Source organism: Legionella nigrisilvae (assembly GCF_977063395.2).
Genome location: NZ_CDRUGZ020000027.1, coordinates 438,034 through 460,647, shown reverse-complemented (window position 1 = coordinate 460,647; position 22,614 = coordinate 438,034). Strand labels below are relative to the sequence as shown.

Here is a 22,614-nt window from a genome sequence, read left to right as displayed (position 1 = left end):
TATATTAGCAAATACTTTAAGGTCGCGCATATTTAAGCTAGAATGCGCTATTTGGAAAAAGGTTATTTCAGTTGAGTGATTTAAAGCGAATTCGTAATTTTTCAATTATTGCCCATATTGATCATGGTAAATCTACTTTGGCAGATCGATTTATCCAAATTTGTGGTGGTTTATCCGAACGTGAAATGAGTGCTCAAGTACTTGACTCTATGGATATAGAACGAGAGCGAGGCATCACGATTAAAGCACAGTGTGTTTCTCTGAATTACACGGCTAAAGACGGTAAAAACTATCTCTTGAATTTTATTGATACTCCTGGACATGTGGATTTCAGTTATGAAGTATCCCGCTCTTTAGCTGCCTGTGAGGGTGCGATACTTGTTGTTGACGCAGCACAGGGTGTAGAAGCTCAGACGGTTGCTGTTTGTTACACCGCTATTGATCAATCATTATCAGTTTTGCCGGTCCTTAACAAAATCGATTTACCACAAGCTGAACCTGAACGCGTTATCTCAGAAATCGAAGACATCATTGGTCTTGATGCACATGATGCAATAAGAGTTAGTGCTAAAAGTGGTTTAGGGGTGGACGATGTGCTTGAAGCTTTAGTAACGCGTATTCCTCCACCAGAAGGTGATATTAATGCACCGTTACAAGCTTTAATTATTGATTCATGGTTTGATAGCTATCTTGGTGTTGTTTCCTTAGTACGTATTGTTAATGGTTCAATCCGTAAAGGGGATAAGATGAGAGTAATGTCTACAGGACGTTCCTACGAAGTCGACCAAGTAGGCATATTCACTCCTAAGCGCACGAGATTGGATGTATTAAATGCTGGCGAAGTAGGGTATTTGGTAGCAGGAATTAAAGAAATTCAAGGTGCTCCTGTTGGTGATACACTTACTTTAGAAAAAACTCCAGCGGATAAACAACTTCCTGGATTTCAACGTGTGAAACCCCAAGTTTATGCAGGTCTATTTCCTATCAGTTCCGATGATTTCGAAGCATTCCGCGAAGCTTTAGCTAAATTAAGCTTAAATGATGCGTCCTTATTTTATGAACCTGAATCTTCAGAAGCATTGGGTTTTGGTTTTCGATGCGGCTTCTTGGGCATGTTGCATATGGAAATTGTACAAGAGCGTTTAGAACGAGAATATAACCTGGACTTAATCTCTACTGCGCCTACTGTGGTTTATCAAATTTTGACCCACAAAGGCGAGACGATGCTGATTGATAATCCCTCTCTATTGCCTCCATTGCCACAAATTAAAGAAATGTATGAGCCTATTGTTAGGGCAAACATACTGGTACCGCAGGACTTTCTGGGTTCAATAATTACCTTGTGTGTTGAGCGACGCGGGATACAAGTCAATATGACTTACAGTGGTCGTCAAGTTTCTGTAACTTATGATATTCCTATGAGTGAAGTGGTTTCGGACTTCTTTGATCGATTAAAATCAGTTAGCCGTGGATATGCATCACTTGATTATAATTTTTTACGGTTTCAAGAAGCTGATTTAGTTAAAATGGACATTTTAATTAATAGCGAACGTGTAGATGCGCTTTCAGTTATTGTTCATCGTTCTTCAGCACATAGTCGTGGGAAATTAATCGCTGAAAAAATGCGTGACTTAATTCCTCGACAAATGTTTGATGTGGCTATTCAAGCCGCATTAGGAAGCCATATTATTGCCAGACAAACAGTAAAAGCATTACGTAAAAACGTTACTGCAAAATGTTATGGTGGAGATGTGACTCGAAAACGAAAGTTGTTGGAAAAACAAAAAGCAGGGAAAAAACGTATGAAACAGGTCGGACACGTGGAAATACCACAAGAAGCGTTTATGGCGGTTTTCCAAACAGATAAAAAGAAATAGTACAAGAGCAAACACAATGCTGTTGGATGTATTATTACGAAACTAAGTTTAGGATATAATTTATGAATTTTGCTTTAATATTGGTTGTCCTATCGTTCATCAGCGGTTTTATTTATCTTTTAGATATTCTCTTTTGGGCAAGAAAACGTGCTGAGGACCAAAAACCAAATCGTATTATTGAATATTCACGATCGTTTTTTCCTGTATTTTTCATTGTATTAATTTTACGCTCATTTTTAATTGAACCGTTCCGTATCCCATCTGGTTCATTGGAACCGACATTATTGGTGGGTGATTTTGTAGCGGTTAATAAATTTATTTATGGATTAAGACTTCCGGTTTGGGAAAAGAAAGTGGTTTCGATTTCTGATCCTAAAACAGGAGAGGTTGCAGTATTTCGTTGGCCTCCTGATCCTTCTTATGATTACATCAAAAGGGTAATAGGAATACCTGGCGATAAAATTAGTTATCATAATAAAGTGCTAACAATTAATGGAAAAAAAGCAGAACAGACTTTTCTTGAGTACACTATTGATGAAAGTTCAGGGAAAGCAGTAGCAAAATATCAAGAAGATTTGAATGGTACAATACATAATATTTTTGTTAGAACGGATGTTCCAGCTGTAGATTTTGATATCGTGGTTCCCGAGGGGAATTATTTTATGATGGGTGATAATCGCGATGACAGTGCAGATAGCCGGTTCTGGGGATTTGTACCGGAATCCTATCTCCGAGGTAAAGCATTTTTAGTTTGGATGAGTTGGAATGGTAAAACAGATAACGTTCGTTGGTCTAGAATAGGAAAATTGATTCCGTAAGTATGCGGTATCTTTGATAATCTGAGCAAAAACACTCACTTAAAATTGAAAGGAATAAGCAAATGCATAAACAAAAGGGAATGACTTTTATAGGGATGATACTTACTGTAGCGGTGATTGTTATGGCTGCAATCGTTGTAATGCGTGTTATTCCTGTTTATTTGCAGTATTACTCGGTTATCAAATCGATAAAAGGATTGAATACAATGTCTGTATCTTCACTAAGTGGTGATCCGATGGCAGATGTTAATGTTTTAAAGAGTACCGTAGATAAGCGCCTCAATATTAATGGGGTTGAGAGTCTAAAGGAAAATCAATTAATGATTGAGCCTATAGGGACGAATAAATTTAGAGTAAAAGTGAAATATCAAGTTATTAAGCCCCTAGTATATAATATAAGCTTATTATTTGATTTTGATCACACTGAAGAGGTTGTAGCAGGCAGTGAAAGTTGATTTAGAAAGGTTATGCAGGCGATTAAATTATCAATTTAATAATATTGCCTATCTTAAGCAAGCTTTAACGCATTGTAGTGTAGGAAGTGTAAACTATGAGCGTTTTGAATTTCTTGGAGATTCAATTTTAAGCTTTGTAATTGCCAATGAATTGTTTCATCGTTTTCCTTTACAAAGTGAAGGCCAATTAAGCCGCTTGCGTTCATTTTTAGTGCGGGGCGAGATGCTGGGTGAATTGGCTAAAGAAATTGAGCTAGGTGATTTCCTTTTTCTTGGACAAGGTGAGTTGAAGAGCGGCGGTTTTCGCAGGGCCTCGATTCTTTCAGATGCTATGGAAGCTGTTTTTGCAGCAATATTTCTAGACGGGGGGATAGAGGCTTCAAAAGAGGTAATATTAAAATTATATCGCTCTAGACTTGAAGATTCTAATTTGAACGATTGTTTAAAAGATGCCAAAACTCAATTGCAAGAGTATTTGCAAGCTGAAAAAATGGCTCTTCCAGAGTACACGTTGACTAAGGTGGAAGGTGATGAGCACAATCAAATATTCTACATAACTTGTACAGTAATGGGAACAAAACAACAAACTTTTGGCGAAGGCTCTAACCGTAGAAAAGCAGAACAGTTAGCTGCAAAGTTAATGTTGGAACTATTGCGTTCCCCCAAATCACTGTAATATTTGGATTGTTTAACGCATGAGGCGCTCCCTATATTAGATAAGGTTCACTTTATGTTTACTTTGCTCTGCCTGTACTTAAGCTATGGCAATCGTAATCCTAAATTTTGTTTTAAATGATCTTAAAAAAGAATTCAAGAAACTTGATATGATGATGTATATCTGACACCTTATCTTAAGGATTATTTAGGTAAATAGGGAATTAATTGTGCACATTAAACTGAAATCAATAAAAATAAAGTTCAACACGCTTATCCTTCTTTTGATGTGCTTACTATCTGCTTCTTCCCACGCAACGAAATTATTGCATCAGGACTTGCTCAATGTCATGCATCAACCGCGTTATCAAAATGCACAATGGTGGATTGAAGTTAAAGATTTGAATACCCAAGAAATGGTTTATCAATTAAATGGCAACCAATTATTAATGCCTGCCTCTGTAACTAAATTATTCTCTTCTGCAGCTGCGTTGAATGTTTTAGGTGACGACTACCGTTTTAAAACACCAGTATATTTTATGGGACATCAAGAGAACAACATCTTAAATGGCAACCTTATTCTTGTTGGTAAAGGGGATTTAGAATTAGGCGGCCGTGTTCATGAGGACAAACTCACTTTTGGATACATCGATCATATTTATGCAAATGAGTTACCTGGAGCAGGTATGGTTCCAGAAAACCCACTGAATGGATTAATTAACCTTGCTCAACAAATTAAAGCCAAAGGTATTACACAAATTAATGGTGATGTATTAGTAGATAACCGTTTATTCAAAACAGAACATTTACGCAATTACATTATTTCCCCGATCATGATTAATGAAAACTTGTTCGATTTTCAAATTAAACCGACCATTGTAGGCAAGAAAGCATCAATAAAATGGCGCCCACAAGCTCCAGGTTATTCTATCGATAACCAGGTTATAACGGTTCGTGATGGGGAAAAAACTGATATCAAAATTTCAAGTAAAAATAGTGACACTGTTTTGGTCATAAAAGGACAAATTGCTGCCAATTCCGGAGAGCTATTGAGAGTAGCACCTATTCTTAAACCCGCTCTTTTTGCCAAGCAAGCATTTATTGCGGCATTAAAACAACAAGGGATTATTGTTCATCTTGATAATAAAAGTAGTCAGCTACCCAATGCTGAAACCTATAAGCAGCTTACTCCAATTGCGCAATATATTTCTCCACCATTTTCTGAATATATTAAAATTATTTTAAAATTAAGTCATAACATAGGCGCTGATTTACTACCGCTTATATTAGCCGAACACTATAAAGAAACATCATTTGCTCAAGGTTTGCCTCATATTGCAAAATTTTTACTTGATAAAGTAGGATTAAATAAAAATGAGTTTGTATTCGGTGATGGTGCTGGTGGGGATACAAACAGGCTTCTTCCCAAGGCTGCTATTAAATTATTAACTTATATGCATAAGCTGCCTGGACCTCAATTTAAAGCCTTCTATGATGGATTACCTATACTTGGTGTGGATGGTAGTCTTGCGAAAGCAGCCCAGAATATTCCTGCGGTCGGAAAGATTCATGGGAAAACAGGTACCTCGTTATCCTATGACTTTGCGAACCAACGGTTTTATTCCTTTTCAGAAGTATTATCAGGATATATTAACGCGAAGAATGGGCATTTACTTGCCTTTATTATTGCAGTCTCTAATACGCCTTTGGAATCTCTAAATGACGCTTTCCTAATTCAAAAAGATGTTAGCCAGGTCGCCGTTGAAATTTATAACCACTCATAATTTATCATTCTGGCTACTCTTAAGACCCATCTAGACAAAGGGTAGGGTAGCTGGAAATAAAAAATCTAGCCAAAGCGAAAGCTGGGAACCTCAGTTCCATACTCTGGTAATGGTTCGCCATGTACCTCATCAACGGCTTCTTTAGTCAATTTACACACGCAAACGTTAACATGATCCGAAAAATTGGAATTTAGATCCCCATTCAGATAGTTCACTGTGTTAACTTTATCCCAGCCCTTAACTTTTTGGAGAAAATCCTCCCTCTTTTCTAACTGAACAAAAACCTGTCTGTCGGGATCAATAAGATATGCTTTATCATTATCGCTTGCATAGATGATGTAGGTATGATCTAAATCCTTATCTTTTTCTTCACTGGTGCTTTCCAGACTGACTAACATTAGTTCACCTTTTTTTAATTCTTGTATTTTTTTGAAAAACTCCTCTAAATCATCGACTTCTTCACTGTCATGGACCTTATGTACTAACCCTTCTACAGGGTCATTTCCTTCATCGTATTCGGGTATTTCCTTTGGCTCCACGCCTTGTAATAATACCCGAGCCCCCTCAATAGCACACCACTGGCAATTTCCTTTGTTTTTAGGAATACCCTGGGCATTCAAGGGATTGATTTTTTTGAGTTTCTCGAGTAGTTTCGCTTCCATTTTAGCCTCAATTTAATACCATATGGTTAAATTATAGGCTATAAAAAATAATTTCAGCTGTAATAAAAAATCAAAGGCTTTAAAAAGAAAAATATCCGGAGCCAACGATTTACTTGTCCAGCGAGTCAGTATAGGTATTTATTTATCCCGTATTACAAGGAGCTACACAGGCATAGTTAAATTAAACCTTCTAAGCTGCTACTAATTTCTAACCATTCTTCTTCAGCATTATTTAAAGAAGTATGTGAATCAGTACGTTTTTGCAGTAACTGATTGAGTTTACTTTGTTGGGAACTGTCCTCATAAAGACTGGCATCGCCAAGCAGTATATCCAGTTTGGAAAGTTCATTTTGATATTGTTCAATCAATTGTTCCAATTTTTTGAGACGATTTTGTAACGTTTTCTTTTCTTTATAATCAGTTGTGGGGGCAGTTATTGTATTTTCTTTGTTTGAATCTTTAGTTTGAAGCCAGGAATAATAATCATCTAAGTCCCCTTCAAAAGGTTGAACTTTTTGCTGATAAACAAGATAGAAATTATCTACACTCGTTTTCAGCATATGACGATCATGAGAAATCAAAATTAATGCGCCTTCATAACTCTGTAATGCGAGCTCGATAGCTGAGCGCATCCCCAGATCCAAATGGTTTGTCGGTTCATCAAGAAGAAGTAAATTAGGCTTAAGCCACACAAGTTTGGCCAAAGCCAGGCGTGCTTTTTCACCCCCGGAAAAATGGGTAATAGGCTGAACAGCCATATCCCCAGCAAAATTGAAGCCACCTAAAAAATCACGAATAGTTTGTTCACGTGTTTCTGGAGATAGAGCTTGGATCGTTTCCACTGGACTTAAATTGCAATCAAGCTGTTCTAATTGATGTTGTGCGTAATAGCCAATTTTCAAATGAGCTGAACGATGAATAGTTCCATTCAAAGGAGTTAAGGAACCAGTTAAAGTCTTAACTAATGTTGATTTTCCTTCGCCATTTGGACCAAGTAAAGCGATTCGGTCACCTGGATTGAGTGAAAGATTAATTCTCTTTAATATCGTTTTTTCTGATTGATATCCTGCATCAACCATAGTGCATTGTATCAATGGGTTTCCTGCACGGGGACATTGAAAGAATTCAAAAGAAAAAGGTGAATCAACTTGGGCTGCTGCGATAATTTCCATTTTTTCTATAGCTTTAAGACGTCCTTGCGCTTGTTTTGCTTTAGTTGCTTTTGCTCTAAAACGATTTACAAATGACATCATATGATTAATTTTAGTTTGTTGCTTTTCATACATCGTTTGTTGTAAGGCCAATTGTTGTGCGTGTGTTTTTTCAAAACAACTGTAATTGCCGCCATAAAGCGATAGATCTTGTTTTTCAATATGTAAAATGTGAGTGACGAAGGCATCAAGAAATTCTCGGTCATGAGAAATAAGAATAATAGTACTGGGGCTTTGTTTTAAAAAGCGTTCTAGCCAAAAAATGGCTTCCATATCCAAATGGTTAGTAGGCTCATCTAACAAAAGTAAATCCGCCGGCTTCATTAAACACCGTGCTAGACTTAAGCGCATTCGCCACCCTCCGGAAAAGCTATTTACGCAAGACTTTTGCTGTGCACTACTAAAACCAAGACCAGACAAAATTGTAGCTGCTTGAGCGGGTTTACTGTAGCCGCCTGAATGGCTTAATTCCTCATGACACGCTAACACTTCAGCATCGTTACCCGTTTCTTCAGCTTTTTGTAAGCGTTGAAGCAAATTCATATAACCATCATCGCCGCCTAGGACAAAATCTAATGCTTGTTCATCACTGTCAGGTAATTGCTGAGATAAGTGGCTGATGCTCAGTTGAGGGTTAATTAAAAACTCACCTGTATCGGGAGCTAATTTTCCTAATAAAAAATCGAATAATGTTGATTTTCCGCAGCCGTTATGGCCAATAAGACCTATCTTTTGTTTTTCATAAAGGGTGACATTGACTTGATCCAATAAAACTTTATTGCCACGACTTAGAGTAATTTGACGAAGAGTAAGCATGATAAATCTTTAGCCATAAATTGAGTAGGTACAAAATTAAGAATTCATAGCAAAACTTGGTCACCTCTGTTGTATCTAAATCTACATATCTCTGAAAAAAAGTAAAAGTTGCTCTCGACAGTCTGCGACTTGTCTGCGCAATTCCAGAGGAACTGCGTTAGACGTAATAAGTCGCGAGGGCAGGGTGTAGATAATACGAAATAAAAGACAGATGCTCAATCCTCGCTATGAATCACGCATATTTTATGAATTTTAACACAAATACCTTTAACTTGGCTCAGGTTCTATAGTTTTTTTCCTTGCCGATTGATAACGAGCTTGCTTTTCAATGTCGATATATCGATCAGTTGTAGCGCTGGAACTATGGCCTGCATCATCGCGAACATGTTCACGGGGACGAATTTTCACATCTTCAGAGATTCCAGTATGTCTAAGCCAGTGGACCGTAGCTGCAGCCAAATTATCGGCTGCTTCTGTATATCCTTTTATCCGAAGTTGCTCACCCGCCAAGTCAAAGCATCGTTGAATAATTCTACGTATCGGGGCTGTATCACTCATGGGGCCGTTGCCACGAATTTTTGGAATAAGCGGACTATTATCCGCTGGGGAAGGAAGAGGGGATAACCCTAGAAAACATCGCCATCGCATTAAACTATCTAACATCGCATCACTTACCGCGATTTGGCGTTCTTTATTTCCTTTACCTACCGTGGTAAACCACCAGTGGCCGTTACTGTCTTTAGAGAAATCATTCATGCTGGGAATCCAGCGCTCACTTGCTGCGAGTTCCGAGATACGGAGATACATCCCAAATAACATACTGAGCATAAAACGAGTGCGTTCGTGTTTTAAGGGAGATTCTTCGGCTAGTGATTCAGCGGCTTCTAAAACGGCACGCCATTGCACCAGGCTAAGTCTCCGTATGGGGGCATTTTGTTGTCTCTTACGAATAAATTTGCTTTTTTGTCGAATGAGGGCAACTGGATTGGAAACCAGGTATTCTTCAGCGATTAGGAAATTAAATAAAGTACTTAAAATAGCGAAGATTTCTTGTATCGCTCCCTGAGATAAATTGAATTGGTCGATTTCAGGTTTATGGCCGCTTTTTAGTGCAGATTTACTAACTGTTACTACAAAAGGCCTCCATTCTTCATTGGGAATACGTCTCCCATCCCTTTCAATAAAACGCGGTACTTTTTTCAAACTAATCCAGGATTTGAGTGGGTTTTGACAAAAATGAATGTATTGTTCTATATCGTCACGTTTTAATTCTTTTAAGGTTGTTTTTTTAATTAACCAGGTCCATTGCAACAACCGTTCAGTTTCTCTTCGGTAACTATTGAATGTACCCTGGCTCCCCGTGTAGCTTTTTAGAAAATTCAAAGCATAGTTAAAATCCTGCTGAAAATGTAAATCAGGCAATATAGCGTGCTCATGATTTTTATGGAGATAATTTATGTTGTCAAATATAGGAAGTAGTTTAAATTTCATAAATTCATTAGGGAGTTAATATAATTCTCAATGCTAGCTGAAAAACGATGAAGATACGAGTAGGGCCAGCTTGAGATATTGTATGTGTGATTGGCTATATGGTTTAAAAAAAGCCTAGTTGTTCAAGCCAAATAAATAGCAAACACAAAAAAATTAAATTAATTAAAATTAAGTGATTTAAGATATTGACCTTGATGAAAGCACCTAGTATTATCTGCGCTCTGTCCTTGGGACGGGTTACGGGGTGTAGCGCAGTCTGGTAGCGCGCCTGCTTTGGGAGCAGGATGTCGGGGGTTCGAATCCCTCCACCCCGACCAAATTTGCGCCCGTAGCTCATCTGGATAGAGCATCGGCCTTCTAAGCCGAGGGTAGCAGGTTCGAATCCTGCCGGGCGTGCCAGCCCAGATTTTATTTATCATAAGAATTTCTGGTAAAAGTTTTTATGGTGAGCGTAGCTCAGTTGGTAGAGCCCCGGGTTGTGATCCCGGTTGTCGTGGGTTCGAGTCCCATCGTTCACCCCATTTGAGAAAGAAACAAATGGTTTATCGCTAAAGATTTATCTGAGTCTTTACAAGACCGAATTACTGATTGATAATCCAACCTGATTTGCGAAAGTGGCGGAATTGGTAGACGCACTGGATTTAGGTTCCAGCGGGGCGACCCGTGAGAGTTCGAGTCTCTCCTTTCGCACCATTATCATTATAAATTCCAAGAGGTGACATTAATGCAAGTTTCTGTTGAGACCCTAGAAGGTTTGGAACGTAAGGTAACAGTTTCTGTACCTGCGGAGAAAGTTGAGGAAGAAGTGAGCTTACGTCTCAAGAATCTTGCTCGCAAAGCTAAAATGGACGGTTTTCGTCCTGGTAAAGTACCCATGCATGTTGTTGTTAGTCGTTATTCTCAAAGTGTTCGTGAAGAGGTCGCTCGCGACATGGTACAATCAACTTTATTCGAAGCATTGCAAAAAAACGAATTGGTTCCAGCTGGGTATCCTTCTGTAGAGCCTGAACAAATTGAGCAAGGGAAAGACTTCAGATATTCTGCAAGATTTGAAGTAATGCCAGTATTCGAGATTGTTGAATTAAACCAAGCCATGGTTGAACTGGCACGTTCAGAAGTAACTGATAAAGATGTTGATAACATGCTGGATAAACTACGTGAGCAAAATAAAGAATGGCATGATGTATCTCGAGCTGTTAAAAAAGGCGACAAAGTAGTTATCGATTTCGAAGGGTTTCTAGACGATAAGCTTTTTGATGGCGGAAGTGCTAAGGGCCATGAATTAGTTATTGGCTCCGGATCAATGATTCCTGGATTTGAAGATGGGATTATCGGTAATAAGAAGGAAAAACCTTTTGATATCAAAGTAACCTTCCCAGAAGACTATGGTCATAAAGAATTAGCAGGTAAAGAAGCTGTATTCAAAATTACTATTCATAATGTAATGGAAGGAAAGCTTCCTGAGCTTAATGATGAATTCGCAGAGAAATTTAATATCAAGGAAGGTGGCGTAGAGGCACTCAAAAAAGATATTAAAGAGAATATGGCGCGTGAATTAGAGCGCCGGGTTAGTATGATGAATAGAGAAAAGTTGTTTGATAAATTAATGGAAGCTAATTCTATTGAGTTACCAACTGCTTTAATTGACAAAGAAATCGAACATTTGAAACATGATATGTATCATCGTCTTTTTGGACATGAGCATCATGATAACGAACAGATTCCTGATTTTCCTCGTGAATTGTTCGTTGAACAAGCAAAACGTCGTGTTCATCTTGGCTTACTCTTTTCCGAATATGTTAAAAAGCACCAAATCGTAGCGGATAAAGATAAAGTTAAGGAAGTGATTGAGCGATTTGCTAGTGCTTATGAAAATCCTGATGAGCTTCGTGCTTGGTATCAAAGCAGTAAAGAACATATGGCCGAAATTGAAGCACTGGTTATGGAAGAGATGGTTGCAGATAAAATTGCTGAGGATGCAAAAGTTAAATACAAGAATAAGGATTACGATTCAGTAATGAATCCTAAGCCAGAGACTGATGCAACTGAGAAAAAAGGAGAGTAATTATATGTCGGGCTATTCAGAGAACATAATTAGGAATGCCAGTGGATTAGTCCCAATGGTTATTGAACAAACCTCACGCGGTGAGCGTTCATATGATATTTACTCAAGATTATTGAAAGAGCGTATTATCTTTCTATTGGGTGAAGTTGAAGATCATATGGCTAATTTGGTGGTTGCTCAATTGTTGTTTCTTGAGTCTGAAAATCCTGAAAAAGATATTTCTCTTTACATCAATTCACCTGGAGGAGTAGTAACTGCAGGCTTGGCAATTTATGATACCATTCAGTTTATTAAACCAGATGTAAGTACATTATGTATAGGGCAAGCAGCAAGTGCTGCTGCCTTACTGCTTTGTGCTGGCGCAGAGGGTAAGAGATTCTGCTTACCAAACTCACGAGTAATGATTCACCAACCTTTAGGTGGTTATCGTGGTCAAGCAACTGACATCGAAATCCACGCTCGTGAAACTTTAGCTGTAAGAGAACGATTAAATACCATTATGGCAAAGCACACGAAAAAGACTCCTGACCAAATTATGCGCGATACAGAGCGTGATAATTTTATGAGTGCGACACAAGCTGTTGAATATGGCCTAGTTGATCAAGTGCTTTATGATCGTGAATCAGCAAGTAAAGTAGAGTAATTATTTACATTAAATTTAAAGACTGAACTATAATGTATCATCGCCCGGCTGTAACGAAGCGGAACCTGGGTTTGGGTTAAGGTTTTTCCGGTTCCGCTTCGCTGCACCCAGGCTAGGAATGCGAGGGGGCCTTTTTAGATTGATTCATTATTACCTCTTCGTATTCGCTTTGTTTTAAAAAATAGTGACAGTGGCATATCTTTTTCTGATTGACTAATATTTTACATATATTATCTATTTTTCCGATAATCGTTGTAAGAAGGGGTTTGGTTATGAGTAAATCCGGTAACGGAAGTGGCGATAAAGTTTTGTATTGTTCTTTTTGTGGAAAGAGCCAACATGAAGTAAAAAAATTGATTGCTGGTCCTTCTGTATTTGTATGTGATGAATGTGTTGAGTTATGCAACGATATTATTCGTGAAGAAACACACGAGTCTCATGAAGAAGCAGAAGTGCGCTTGCCATCACCTAAAGAAATTTCAACCTTCTTAGATGAGTACGTTATTGGGCAATCACATGCAAAAAAAGTCTTATCCGTAGCTGTATATAATCATTACAAGCGATTACAACATAAAAGTGAAGATGGGGTTGAGCTTGGAAAAAGTAATATTTTGCTCATCGGACCTACAGGCAGTGGAAAAACACTTTTAGCACAAACATTAGCTCGTATTCTCAATGTGCCCTTTGCTATGGCAGATGCAACTACACTTACTGAAGCTGGGTATGTAGGTGAAGACGTAGAAAACATTATTCAGAAGCTTCTACAAAAGTGTGATTATGATGTAGATAAAGCACAACATGGTATCGTTTACATTGATGAAATCGATAAGATATCACGCAAATCAGATAATCCTTCAATTACACGCGATGTTTCTGGAGAAGGTGTTCAACAAGCACTTTTAAAACTAATTGAAGGTACAATTGCTTCAGTCCCACCTCAAGGTGGTCGTAAGCACCCACAACAAGAATTCTTACAAGTGGATACTTCTAATATTTTATTTATTTGTGGGGGTGCGTTTGCTGGGCTAGAAAAAGTAATAAGAGAGCGTAGTGACAAGTCAGGCATTGGATTTTCTGCTCAATTAAAAAATAAAAAAGAAAACAATGATGAAATATCCAAGGTATTGAACCAAATGGAATCTGATGATTTGATTAAATATGGATTAATACCAGAGTTTGTTGGCCGATTGCCCGTGGTCGCCACCTTACAGGAACTGGATGAATCTGCTCTTATTGATATCTTAACTAATCCTAAAAATGCTTTGACTAAGCAATTCCAGTCTTTATTCAAAATGGAAGAGGTTGAGCTTGAATTTCGAGAAGAGGCATTGAATGCTATCGCTAAGAAAGCTCTTGAAAGAAAAATGGGTGCACGAGGTTTGCGTGCCATACTTGAAAATATTCTTTTAGACACCATGTATGAATTACCTTCTCTTGAAGGAGTAATTAAGGTTGTGGTTGATGAAAGTGCGGTGACTAGCTCATCTAAACCCATCCTTATTTATGAACAAGATGGGATGAAGAGTGCAGCCGGTGCCCAAGAGTAAAATTTTTGCTCTATCTCTCTCCTATCCATAAGATGGGAGAGAGGTTCTTAGAAACTTTCTTAATTATAACGCTTTGATTTCTTGCAATAACTCTCCCTTCCTTTTAAATTATAATTAGTAGTCACGTAAATATTAAAGTTTTCCGTTTGAATAAGGGTTCATTATGTCCACTGAAATTAAAGAGACTTCGAATGAGACAGAAAAACTGTCTAGTATACCTGTATTACCATTAAGAGACGTAGTGGTCTACCCCCATATGGTTATTCCTCTATTTGTTGGGCGAGGAAAATCAATAAAAGCCCTGGAAGCGGCTATGGTTGATAGTAAACAAATCTTTTTAGTAGCACAGAAAAAATCATCCAATGATGATCCTGGAGCCGAAGATATTTTCCACGTAGGCACATTATCCAGTGTGCTTCAATTGTTGAAACTTCCTGATGGAACTGTGAAAGTTCTAGTTGAAGGGGAGAAGCGTGCCAAAGCAAAGGAATATAATCAGGCAAAAGGATATTTAGAAGCGGATCTGGAATTGCTGGAGGAGGAAAATGCTGCAGTTCAGGAACCGGATATCGGAATCTTAATGCGTTCCTTGATGTCTCAATTCGAGCAATACATTAAATTGAATAAAAAAATTCCACCTGAGGTTTTATCTCCTCTCGCGGGTATAGAAGAACCTGGACGTTTAGCAGATACCATTGCAGCTCACCTAACTTTGAAAGTTGATGATAAACAAGAATTGCTAGAAACAATGGATGTTGGCACTCGTCTGGAACGCTTAATGTCAGCCATAGAGAATGAAATTGACTTATTGCACGTAGAAAAGCGTGTGAGAGGACGAGTTAAGCGACAAATGGAGAAAAGTCAGCGAGAATATTATCTCAATGAACAAATGAAAGCGATTCAAAAAGAATTAGGTGAATTAGGTGAAGAAGGTAGTGAGATTGAACAACTGGAACATTCTATTAATAAAGCCGGCATGCCTAAGGAAGCTAAAGAAAAATCCATAGCAGAGCTTCATAAGTTGAAAATGATGTCTCCAATGTCTGCTGAAGCCACGGTTATCCGCAATTATCTTGATTGGATGCTTGCAGTGCCCTGGAAAAAAAGAACTAAAATTCAATTTGATTTGCCTAAAGCAGAAAAATTATTAGATAAAGAACATTATGGCCTGGAGCGGGTTAAAGAACGCATTATTGAATATCTGGCTGTTCAACAACGTGTGAAACGATTGAAAGGTCCTATTCTCTGTCTCGTTGGACCTCCAGGAGTGGGTAAAACCTCGCTAGGGCAATCTATTGCGAATGCTACAGGGCGCACCTTTATTCGTATTGCTTTAGGTGGTGTTCGAGATGAAGCAGAAATTCGTGGTCATCGGAGAACTTATATTGGTTCTATGCCAGGAAAAATTATTCAAAAATTGTGTAAGGCGGGAGTAAAAAATCCACTTATTATGTTGGATGAAGTGGATAAAATGGCTATGGATTTCCGTGGTGACCCAGCGGCAGCATTGCTTGAAGTTTTGGATCCAGAACAAAACCATACCTTTAACGATCACTATCTCGAAGTAGATTATGATTTGAGTGACGTGATGTTTATTGCGACAGCAAACTCGCTAGAAATTCCGGCACCATTATTAGATAGAATGGAAGTAATTCGACTTGCAGGATATACGGAAGATGAAAAAGTAAGTATTGCTGAAAAATATCTGGTTCCGAAACAAGTTGTGTTGAATGGTTTGAGTAAACAAGAAATACATATTAGTGAAGGAGCGATACGAGAGGTAATTCGGCACTATACACGTGAGGCAGGCGTACGTAATTTAGAACGGGATATTGCGAGTGTTTGTAGAAAAGTCGTAAAAGAAATTTTATCCAATAAAAAAGTTAAAAAAATGACAGTAACCACCAGCAATATTGAAAAATATTTAGGTGTAAAAAAATTCCGTTATGGTTTAGCTGAGGAATTTGATCAAGTAGGGCAGGTTACAGGGTTGGCGTGGACTAGTGTGGGTGGCGAATTGCTGACAATAGAAGCATCCATGATGCCTGGCAAAGGTAAGGTAACGCATACCGGTCAATTAGGTGAGGTTATGCAGGAATCTATCCATGCCGCAATGACGGTAGTACGAAGCCGAGCCAAGAAATTTGATTTGCCAGATGATTTCTATGATAAGAATGATTTCCATGTCCATGTTCCGGAAGGTGCTACTCCCAAGGATGGTCCAAGTGCGGGTATAGGTATGTGCACGGTGTTAGTTTCTGTAGTGACACATATTCCTGTAAAAGCGGATGTAGCCATGACAGGAGAAATTACTCTAAGAGGTCAGGTTTTGCCAATTGGTGGGCTTAAGGAGAAATTATTGGCTGCTCATCGAGGCGGAATCAAACATGTCATTATTCCTGAGGAGAATGTAAAAGACCTGGAAGAGATTCCAGACAATGTTCTGCGAAAGCTATCCATACATCCTGTTAAGACCATAGAACAGGTGTTAGAGCTGGCTTTACAACGAACTCCTTGGGTGGATCAGCCAACAAATGTACAGTCTGAGGCTTTAGTAGGTAAAAAATCAAAAAAAATTAAAAATAATGATTTACATACCCATTAATTAGAGGTATATTTCGTTTCGTAGCCCGCCACTAGCGGGCATTGCAAGGAAGTAACTACTCGACCGGTTAGTTTAATGAAGTAAGTTAAATTAACTTTGAAGTATGGAAGATTAACAGTATAGGGGAAGCAATGAATAAGAGCGAATTAGTTGATGCTATAGCAAGCGGTTCGGGTTTAACAAAAGCTGACGCAAGCCGAGTTCTCGAAACTTTTACTGATACTATTACTAATGTTTTAAAAAATGGTGATCAAGTGGTAATACCTGGTTTCGGTTCTTTTTCAACAGGCAATCGTTCAGCAAGAACAGGTAGAAACCCACAAACTGGTAAAATTATTCAAATTAAAGCGTCACGAGTAGCCAAGTTTAAAGCGGGTAAAAACCTGAAAGAAGCAGTGCAAGAAGCATAAGTTTTCTGGGTGCTTAGCTCAGCTGGGAGAGCATCGCCCTTACAAGGCGAGGGTCGTAGGTTCGATCCCTACAGCACCCACCAAGAAATGGAGTGGTAGTTCAGTTGGTCAGAATACCGGCCTGTCACGCCGGGGGTCGCGGGTTCGAGCCCCGTCCACTCCGCCAGATTAACGCGCCGAAAGGCGCGTTTTTTTTATCTGGAATGAATTTTTATGTCAAAATTTATTTCCTTTCATTTCTGATTTCTTTTTATTTAGAGAAAGCTAGATGTAGTATGAAGAAAAAAATTCATACCCACACCTTAATTTCAGGCTGAATTAGGAAAAACCAATTTTGAAAAATAAGAGCTGTTGTTTTTGTTTTGATTTTTTTCAGTCTGGGGTATAATCAGCCTCGCTAATTAAATAAAGCCTTAATTAATATATGGATCTCGGGACATGTTACAAAAGTTAAATGAACGTATACAGGGTGTAGTAGCTTGGTTAGTAGTTATTTTAATCGGTATTACGTTCACACTTTTTGGTGTGGATTACTATCTACAATCACGCCAAACAACAAACTCAAAGGTTGTTGTCAATGGTCAGCCTTTGACAATGCAAGCATTTGAGACTAATTACAGACGCGCCCGTTCCATGCAAGATATTGAACAGATGACTGCTGCTGATGAGAAAAAGCTGCAAAATCAAGTTCTAGATCAAATGATTACTAATGAAGTTTTAGTGCAAGCGGCTCGCAAAAATGGGTTTGATGTCAGCTTGAACCAAGCAAATGCAGCAATTTTGAGCATTCCCCAGTTCCAAGAAGACGGTCATTTTTCCGCCCAAAAATATCAGCAAGCCTTAAATGCTGCGTTATTCACACAATCAAGCTTTCAAAATGAAGTAAAACAGGGAATGCTCCTAAATCAACAACGATTTGCTTTTATGGGAAGTTCTTTTGCTTTACCTGATGAGATTGATCGGTTTGTAAGTTTGTATATGCAAAGCAGGGACTATGATTATTTAACTATCCCTGCAGCACTTTTTGAGAAGGATGTCCAGATATCTTCAGAGGAAATTGCTAACTATTATAATAAGCATAAAAAAGATTTCATGACTCCTGAAAAAGTCAGTTTGGATTATGTTTCTTTATCAATGCATGATATTAAGAACAAAATTAAAATTTCTGATGATGATGCAAAACGTTATTACGAAGAAAACCAAAACAACTATTTAACTCCTGCAAGTTGGCAAGTAGCCCATATTTTATTTGCTGTTCCAGATGATGCAAGTCAAGCCGATTTGGAAAAAATTCAGAAAAAAGCGAATGATACATATCAAGCATTACAAAAAAATCCAGAGCAATTTGACCATTTTGTTTCAACGCTATCCGATGACAAACTCTCTGTAACAGATAAGGGTGTATTGCCTTGGATTTCTGCAGGACAGAATGATTATAATCGAATTTTGTCTAATTTAACTAAGCCAGGGCAGATTTCCGCACCTGAAAAAACGAAACACGGTTATGAAATTTTTAAACTAATTGCTTATAAGCCGGTCTCAACAAAATCTTTTTCTGAAGTCGAGCAATCGATCAAAGAACAACTAAACACTGAAGCAGCCCAAAACAAATATACTCAAGCTTTGGAACAGCTGTCTGATTTAAGCTATCAATCCCCTGATTCACTTCAGCCAGTTGCAGAGGCTTTAAATTTGAAAATTCAAACTACAAAACCTTTTTCAAGAGGGGATGGTGTCGATAATATTACTAAAAATAAACAGGTAATAAATGCCGCATTCAGCCATGATGTTCTTGATTTAAGCAATAATAGTGAACCAATACAAATTGATAATGATTCAGTTGTAGTTGTTAGAATTAATCAGCACTGGGATGAAAAAGAACAGCCTTTGGAATCTGTCCATGATCAAATTAATAAAATTTTAGTTAAGAAAAAAGCTGAAGCTAAAGCCAAAGAGATTGGGATGAATTTATTAAGTCCAGTTGTAGATAAGAAGCAGCAAGAACTAATAAGTTCAAATCATTTATTATGGAAATCCGAGCTTAAGTCAACCCGTGATAATGATAAGGTTGATACTGATATTAATGATACGGCATTTAATTTATTACGACCTGAAAGTCGTGATGGACTTGTTATGTCAAATGGCGATTATGTAGTAGTCAGATTGAAACAGATACATGATGGGAAATTGAGTACATTAGACAGGGAGCAACAGGATAGCTTAATTCAGCAAATTGAAGCGAGCTATGGCATGATGGATTATGACTTGTATGAAAAAAGTTTAATTAGTCGCGCACAAATTGTGAGGCATTAGGTTCTAGAGCAGACGTGTTAGTGGCTTCTTATTTCTAGAAGTTAAATAACAGGGTTTGCCGGTGTTACCCAATAATAGGAGTTTCTCTATGTCTGGTTTAAGTACAAAATTTACAGACCTTAAATTGAAGCAGTTTTATGGTCATGTATTAACTCATTATAAAAATTGCGTTGACCGTGGTTTAGATGTTACTCAAATGTATAATGAGATGTTCCTGGCAGTGCAATATTCTCTAGAATCGCCAATGAGCCCTCTTTATGTTCTAGAACGAGAAGAAAAAACTAAAGCGTATGCTGCTTTTAATAAAATATTTTATGCTTTGCCGTTATTTAGAAAACTACCAACTGAAAATCAGCGTACTTTTAATCCTAAAAAACCTAAATTTGACCCAGAAGTTAAATATGTAATTAATGAGTATAACTATTATAATTGCCACGATTCAACACTAACAAATTGGTTGATTTTGAGCACTATCCTCGATTCTCGCCGCCATGCTCATTCTCACGATTCGAGCTGCTGTTTCCCTTCTAACCATCACGGACGTAACTCCTCTTCGGATGATGATTTGGGCAAATTAATCCTAGGTTTACTGATTATTGCATTAGCAGCGCTTGCAGTTATCCTGGCCTTCATTGCTTTAGCCTACATGATTGATGAATTTGCAAACGGTATTGAACGATTTTGGTATGGGGAGGGTTGGTTAAAAGGTGCATTGTTATTCGCAACTTCCCTTGGATTCGGTGCAGGTTCAACTCTTTTGACCCTTAATTTTGCTGCAGCACCTCTAATTGCTCTTGCTATAGCAGCCGGATTCAATCCTGTTGGGGTAGTGATACTGGCCACAGTATTGCTTACAACAATCGGTGCTGGCATTGGATGTTTGGCAATGAGTATGATTTATGATTCAATTAATCAATCGAAGAATGAAGAGTCTATGGATCCCGCAGATCCACAGCGATTTCAATTAACTGCGTCAGAAGAAGCGGCTTTACTTAAAAAAAATATTGATCCGCTCGCTGTCAAATGTGCAATGGTTGCATTGCGCGCAGAAATGGCGAAATTTTTAGAAAATGAAAAACCAATACCTTCTTTTTTTACTCGCTATTTTGATAAAAATGGAAGTCAAGTTAACGACTTACTGAAAACATTAAGACAATTACGTAAAGGTGAATTGAGGATTGTTGAGGTAGGTGGTTTATGGTTTGACTGTGAAATTCCCCAACCTGTATATACGCCATCTTTTTATTCGCAGCCCCAAGCACAATATTATGTAGTAAAACCTACAGCCCCGTACGAGCCTACAGCCCCTCAATACATCTAAAGGTGTAGCTTTAATCGGGTAAAGTTTATCTTTGCCCGATTAAATCCTTCTGTGTAATGACCTAGTTATACCACTTATTCATTAGACGTAAATGGAAACATGCGCTTCATTACAGAATCTTTGCATATAAAATGATGATATAGAGCTGCTAGTATATGAATTCCCACAAAAAATAGAATAATAAAAGCAAGTGTTTCATGAGTTAAAAACATTATGCCTCCAAAGTGTTCATTCGCTGAGATAAGACAAGGGATCGTAAACCAACCAAAGAAATTAATAGGTTTTCCATCCGCACACGTTAACAGATATCCAATAATTGGCATAAGTATTATAAGCAGGAAAAGAATATGGTGTACCGCTTTGGAAACAATGTATTGCCAAAGAGGTTGATCTTCTGGGGGACGAGGTTTGCTATTAATAATGTGCCAAATAAAAAAAACAATTCCTAATATTAAGAGAGTCAGGCCTACAGACTTATGCAACATGATATAAAGATCTGTAAGCGGTGAATGTTCGCTAAGAGACCAAACAAAATAAAATTGTGCGATCATTAAAATAAAAATTAGCCAATGCAGCAGTTTAGTTATACTACCAAATCGTTTTACGGTATTCCTTAACATATTGATTCTCCACGGATAATAGATGAGCCTACTATACCAATGGCTTATATAATTTCAATATTCCATATGGTTTTATTGTCGAAATGTAAATTAGTGTGAAAAGAAACTGTACATTGAGAATAGATGGTTGTTTTTATACTTGAAGAATAAGGGATTACGACTTGGCGGAGAGACAGGGATTCGAACCCTGGGAAGGTTGCCCTTCAACGGTTTTCAAGACCGCCGCATTCGACCGCTCTGCCATCTCTCCAGGCGTGAATACTATCCTAACGTCTTTGGTTTTGCAAATATTTTTTGATATTTTATGTAATTTTGGGCAACCCCTTTTGATTGCTGTTTTTATTTTTACCATTTTTTAAAAAAAACTGAAGAATGTTCGCAAATTAAATAGTCCTAGGTATAATATTCCAACTTTTGTGGCTGTTGTCGCGGATGCAACAGATGTATATTTAGATAGGTGTAGTTTATGAAACGAATTCAAATGTTGTTCCTAATTGGTCTTATTGTCTCTTTGTCAGCATGTAAAACCTGGTGGGGTAAAGATGATGAAGATAATAATCCTTATAAAGGGATGACCGCTGAGCAGCTTTACACAGCAGCACAGAAGGACTTACATAAAAAGGAATATGCCACAGCAATAAAACATCTCGAAGCGATTGAAACAATGTATCCGTTTAGCGATTATACCGAAAATTCACAGCGGCAATTAATCTACGCATATTATAAAAATGAAGATTATCCCTCTGCTGCAGCAACTGCAGAGAGATTTATACATCTTTATCCACGAGCTAAAAATGTTGATTATGCTTATTACATGCGTGGAATGGCTAATTTCCAACAGAGTCGAGGGGTTTTTGCCAAATTTTTACCTCTGGATGAGTCGTGGAGAGATCCTGGAACGCAAACACAAGCTTATTCCGATTTCGGTACTTTGATTCAAAAGTTTCCAGACAGTAAATATAAACCAAATGCATTACAACGTATGACTTATCTACGTAATATGTTTGCCCAGCATGAGTTGAATGTAGCGACGTTCTATTTTAAACGTCAGATGTATGTTGCAGCAATTAATAGAGCCAGTTATGTCGTTAAAAATTACCCACAAGCTCCAAGCGTAAAACAAGCTTTAATTGTTATGCATGATGCCAATATGGCTTTAGGTTTTAATCAAGCTGCGGAAGAGGCATTGGCTGTTTATAAAGCAACTTATCATACTGCCAAAATGGAAAAAATTACCTAATTTATCGATGGATAACCATCTTTATACTTATAAAATCATGGATAGCGCTACGGAATTTAAAAGGGTAGGAAAATGGAAATAG

General features: G+C 37.9%; 17 protein-coding genes and 7 tRNA genes. 19 read left to right on the top strand and 5 right to left on the bottom strand.

What is annotated here, in order from left to right:
• The first annotated feature begins 71 nt into the window (after positions 1-71).
• The 5 genes from lepA (at position 72) to dacB (ending at position 5,588) form a co-directional block, all read left to right on the top strand.
• Positions 72-1,877 carry a translation elongation factor 4 gene (gene lepA, locus ACWTE2_RS19355; protein WP_182390922.1) on the top strand — a complete coding sequence of 602 codons (1,806 nt, stop codon included), beginning with the start codon at positions 72-74 and terminating at the stop codon, positions 1,875-1,877.
• A gap of 62 nt (positions 1,878-1,939) precedes the next feature.
• Complete coding sequence (gene lepB / locus ACWTE2_RS19350) at positions 1,940-2,695, top strand: signal peptidase I (RefSeq protein ID WP_454783945.1); 756 nt, start codon at positions 1,940-1,942, stop codon at positions 2,693-2,695.
• 62 nt (positions 2,696-2,757) lie between these two features.
• A complete protein-coding gene (locus ACWTE2_RS19345; RefSeq protein WP_182390920.1) occupies positions 2,758-3,150 on the top strand; it encodes a DUF4845 domain-containing protein in 393 nt (130 codons plus the stop codon).
• Positions 3,140-3,826: a ribonuclease III gene (gene rnc / locus ACWTE2_RS19340; protein ID WP_454783944.1), complete on the top strand. Its 687-nt coding sequence runs from the start codon at positions 3,140-3,142 to the stop codon at positions 3,824-3,826. The genes ACWTE2_RS19345 and rnc overlap by 11 nt, the downstream gene beginning before the upstream one ends.
• Positions 3,827-4,034: 208 nt before the next feature.
• Positions 4,035-5,588, top strand: coding sequence for a D-alanyl-D-alanine carboxypeptidase/D-alanyl-D-alanine endopeptidase (gene dacB / locus ACWTE2_RS19335; RefSeq protein WP_454783943.1), 1,554 nt, complete (start codon positions 4,035-4,037; stop codon positions 5,586-5,588).
• A 65-nt stretch (positions 5,589-5,653) separates the two neighbouring features.
• Here the strand turns inward: dacB and ACWTE2_RS19330 are convergent, their stop codons facing one another.
• The 3 genes from ACWTE2_RS19330 to ACWTE2_RS19320 all read right to left on the bottom strand — a co-directional run bounded on the left by ACWTE2_RS19330 (position 5,654) and on the right by ACWTE2_RS19320 (position 9,768).
• Positions 5,654-6,250, bottom strand: a complete 597-nt coding sequence (locus tag ACWTE2_RS19330) for a hypothetical protein (protein WP_454783942.1) — start codon at positions 6,248-6,250, stop codon at positions 5,654-5,656.
• A 176-nt stretch (positions 6,251-6,426) separates the two neighbouring features.
• Positions 6,427-8,277, bottom strand: a complete 1,851-nt coding sequence (locus ACWTE2_RS19325; protein WP_454783941.1) for an ABC-F family ATP-binding cassette domain-containing protein — start codon at positions 8,275-8,277, stop codon at positions 6,427-6,429.
• Between the two features lie 267 nt (positions 8,278-8,544).
• On the bottom strand, positions 8,545-9,768 hold the full coding sequence (locus ACWTE2_RS19320; RefSeq protein ID WP_454783940.1) for a tyrosine-type recombinase/integrase: 1,224 nt from the start codon (positions 9,766-9,768) through the stop codon (positions 8,545-8,547).
• Between the two features lie 240 nt (positions 9,769-10,008).
• On the opposite strand from ACWTE2_RS19320, the gene ACWTE2_RS19315 reads away from it, so the two are divergent.
• The 13 genes from ACWTE2_RS19315 (at position 10,009) to ACWTE2_RS19255 (ending at position 20,672) form a co-directional block, all read left to right on the top strand.
• A tRNA-Pro gene (locus ACWTE2_RS19315) sits at positions 10,009-10,085 on the top strand.
• A 5-nt stretch (positions 10,086-10,090) separates the two neighbouring features.
• Positions 10,091-10,167, top strand: a tRNA-Arg gene (locus ACWTE2_RS19310).
• 46 nt (positions 10,168-10,213) lie between these two features.
• Positions 10,214-10,289 (top strand) — tRNA-His (locus ACWTE2_RS19305).
• An 87-nt stretch (positions 10,290-10,376) separates the two neighbouring features.
• Positions 10,377-10,461, top strand: a tRNA-Leu gene (locus ACWTE2_RS19300).
• 31 nt (positions 10,462-10,492) lie between these two features.
• Positions 10,493-11,833, top strand: a complete 1,341-nt coding sequence (gene tig / locus ACWTE2_RS19295) for a trigger factor (RefSeq protein ID WP_454783939.1) — start codon at positions 10,493-10,495, stop codon at positions 11,831-11,833.
• Between the two features lie 4 nt (positions 11,834-11,837).
• Complete coding sequence (gene clpP, locus ACWTE2_RS19290; protein WP_454783938.1) at positions 11,838-12,476, top strand: ATP-dependent Clp endopeptidase proteolytic subunit ClpP; 639 nt, start codon at positions 11,838-11,840, stop codon at positions 12,474-12,476.
• Positions 12,477-12,748: 272 nt separating this feature from the next.
• The gene (gene clpX / locus ACWTE2_RS19285; RefSeq protein WP_454783937.1) at positions 12,749-14,023 is read left to right on the top strand and encodes an ATP-dependent Clp protease ATP-binding subunit ClpX; all 1,275 of its coding nucleotides are present in this window, start codon (positions 12,749-12,751) and stop codon (positions 14,021-14,023) included.
• 163 nt (positions 14,024-14,186) lie between these two features.
• Entirely contained in the window at positions 14,187-16,628 is a 2,442-nt protein-coding gene (gene lon / locus ACWTE2_RS19280) for an endopeptidase La (protein WP_182390911.1), read from the top strand.
• 131 nt (positions 16,629-16,759) lie between these two features.
• A complete protein-coding gene (locus ACWTE2_RS19275; RefSeq protein WP_182390910.1) occupies positions 16,760-17,038 on the top strand; it encodes an HU family DNA-binding protein in 279 nt (92 codons plus the stop codon).
• A gap of 7 nt (positions 17,039-17,045) precedes the next feature.
• Positions 17,046-17,121, top strand: a tRNA-Val gene (locus tag ACWTE2_RS19270).
• Between the two features lie 6 nt (positions 17,122-17,127).
• Positions 17,128-17,204, top strand: a tRNA-Asp gene (locus ACWTE2_RS19265).
• A 272-nt stretch (positions 17,205-17,476) separates the two neighbouring features.
• A complete protein-coding gene (locus tag ACWTE2_RS19260; protein ID WP_454783936.1) occupies positions 17,477-19,351 on the top strand; it encodes a SurA N-terminal domain-containing protein in 1,875 nt (624 codons plus the stop codon).
• A gap of 88 nt (positions 19,352-19,439) precedes the next feature.
• Positions 19,440-20,672, top strand: coding sequence for a hypothetical protein (locus ACWTE2_RS19255; protein ID WP_454783935.1), 1,233 nt, complete (start codon positions 19,440-19,442; stop codon positions 20,670-20,672).
• Between the two features lie 74 nt (positions 20,673-20,746).
• On the opposite strand, the gene ACWTE2_RS19250 is transcribed toward ACWTE2_RS19255, so the two are convergent.
• Entirely contained in the window at positions 20,747-21,292 is a 546-nt protein-coding gene (locus ACWTE2_RS19250; protein WP_454783934.1) for a cytochrome b, read from the bottom strand.
• Between the two features lie 162 nt (positions 21,293-21,454).
• A tRNA-Ser gene (locus ACWTE2_RS19245) sits at positions 21,455-21,542 on the bottom strand.
• A 216-nt stretch (positions 21,543-21,758) separates the two neighbouring features.
• Here ACWTE2_RS19245 and ACWTE2_RS19240 point away from each other — a divergent pair.
• Positions 21,759-22,532, top strand: coding sequence for an outer membrane protein assembly factor BamD (locus tag ACWTE2_RS19240; RefSeq protein WP_454783933.1), 774 nt, complete (start codon positions 21,759-21,761; stop codon positions 22,530-22,532).
• Positions 22,533-22,614 lie beyond the last annotated feature (82 nt).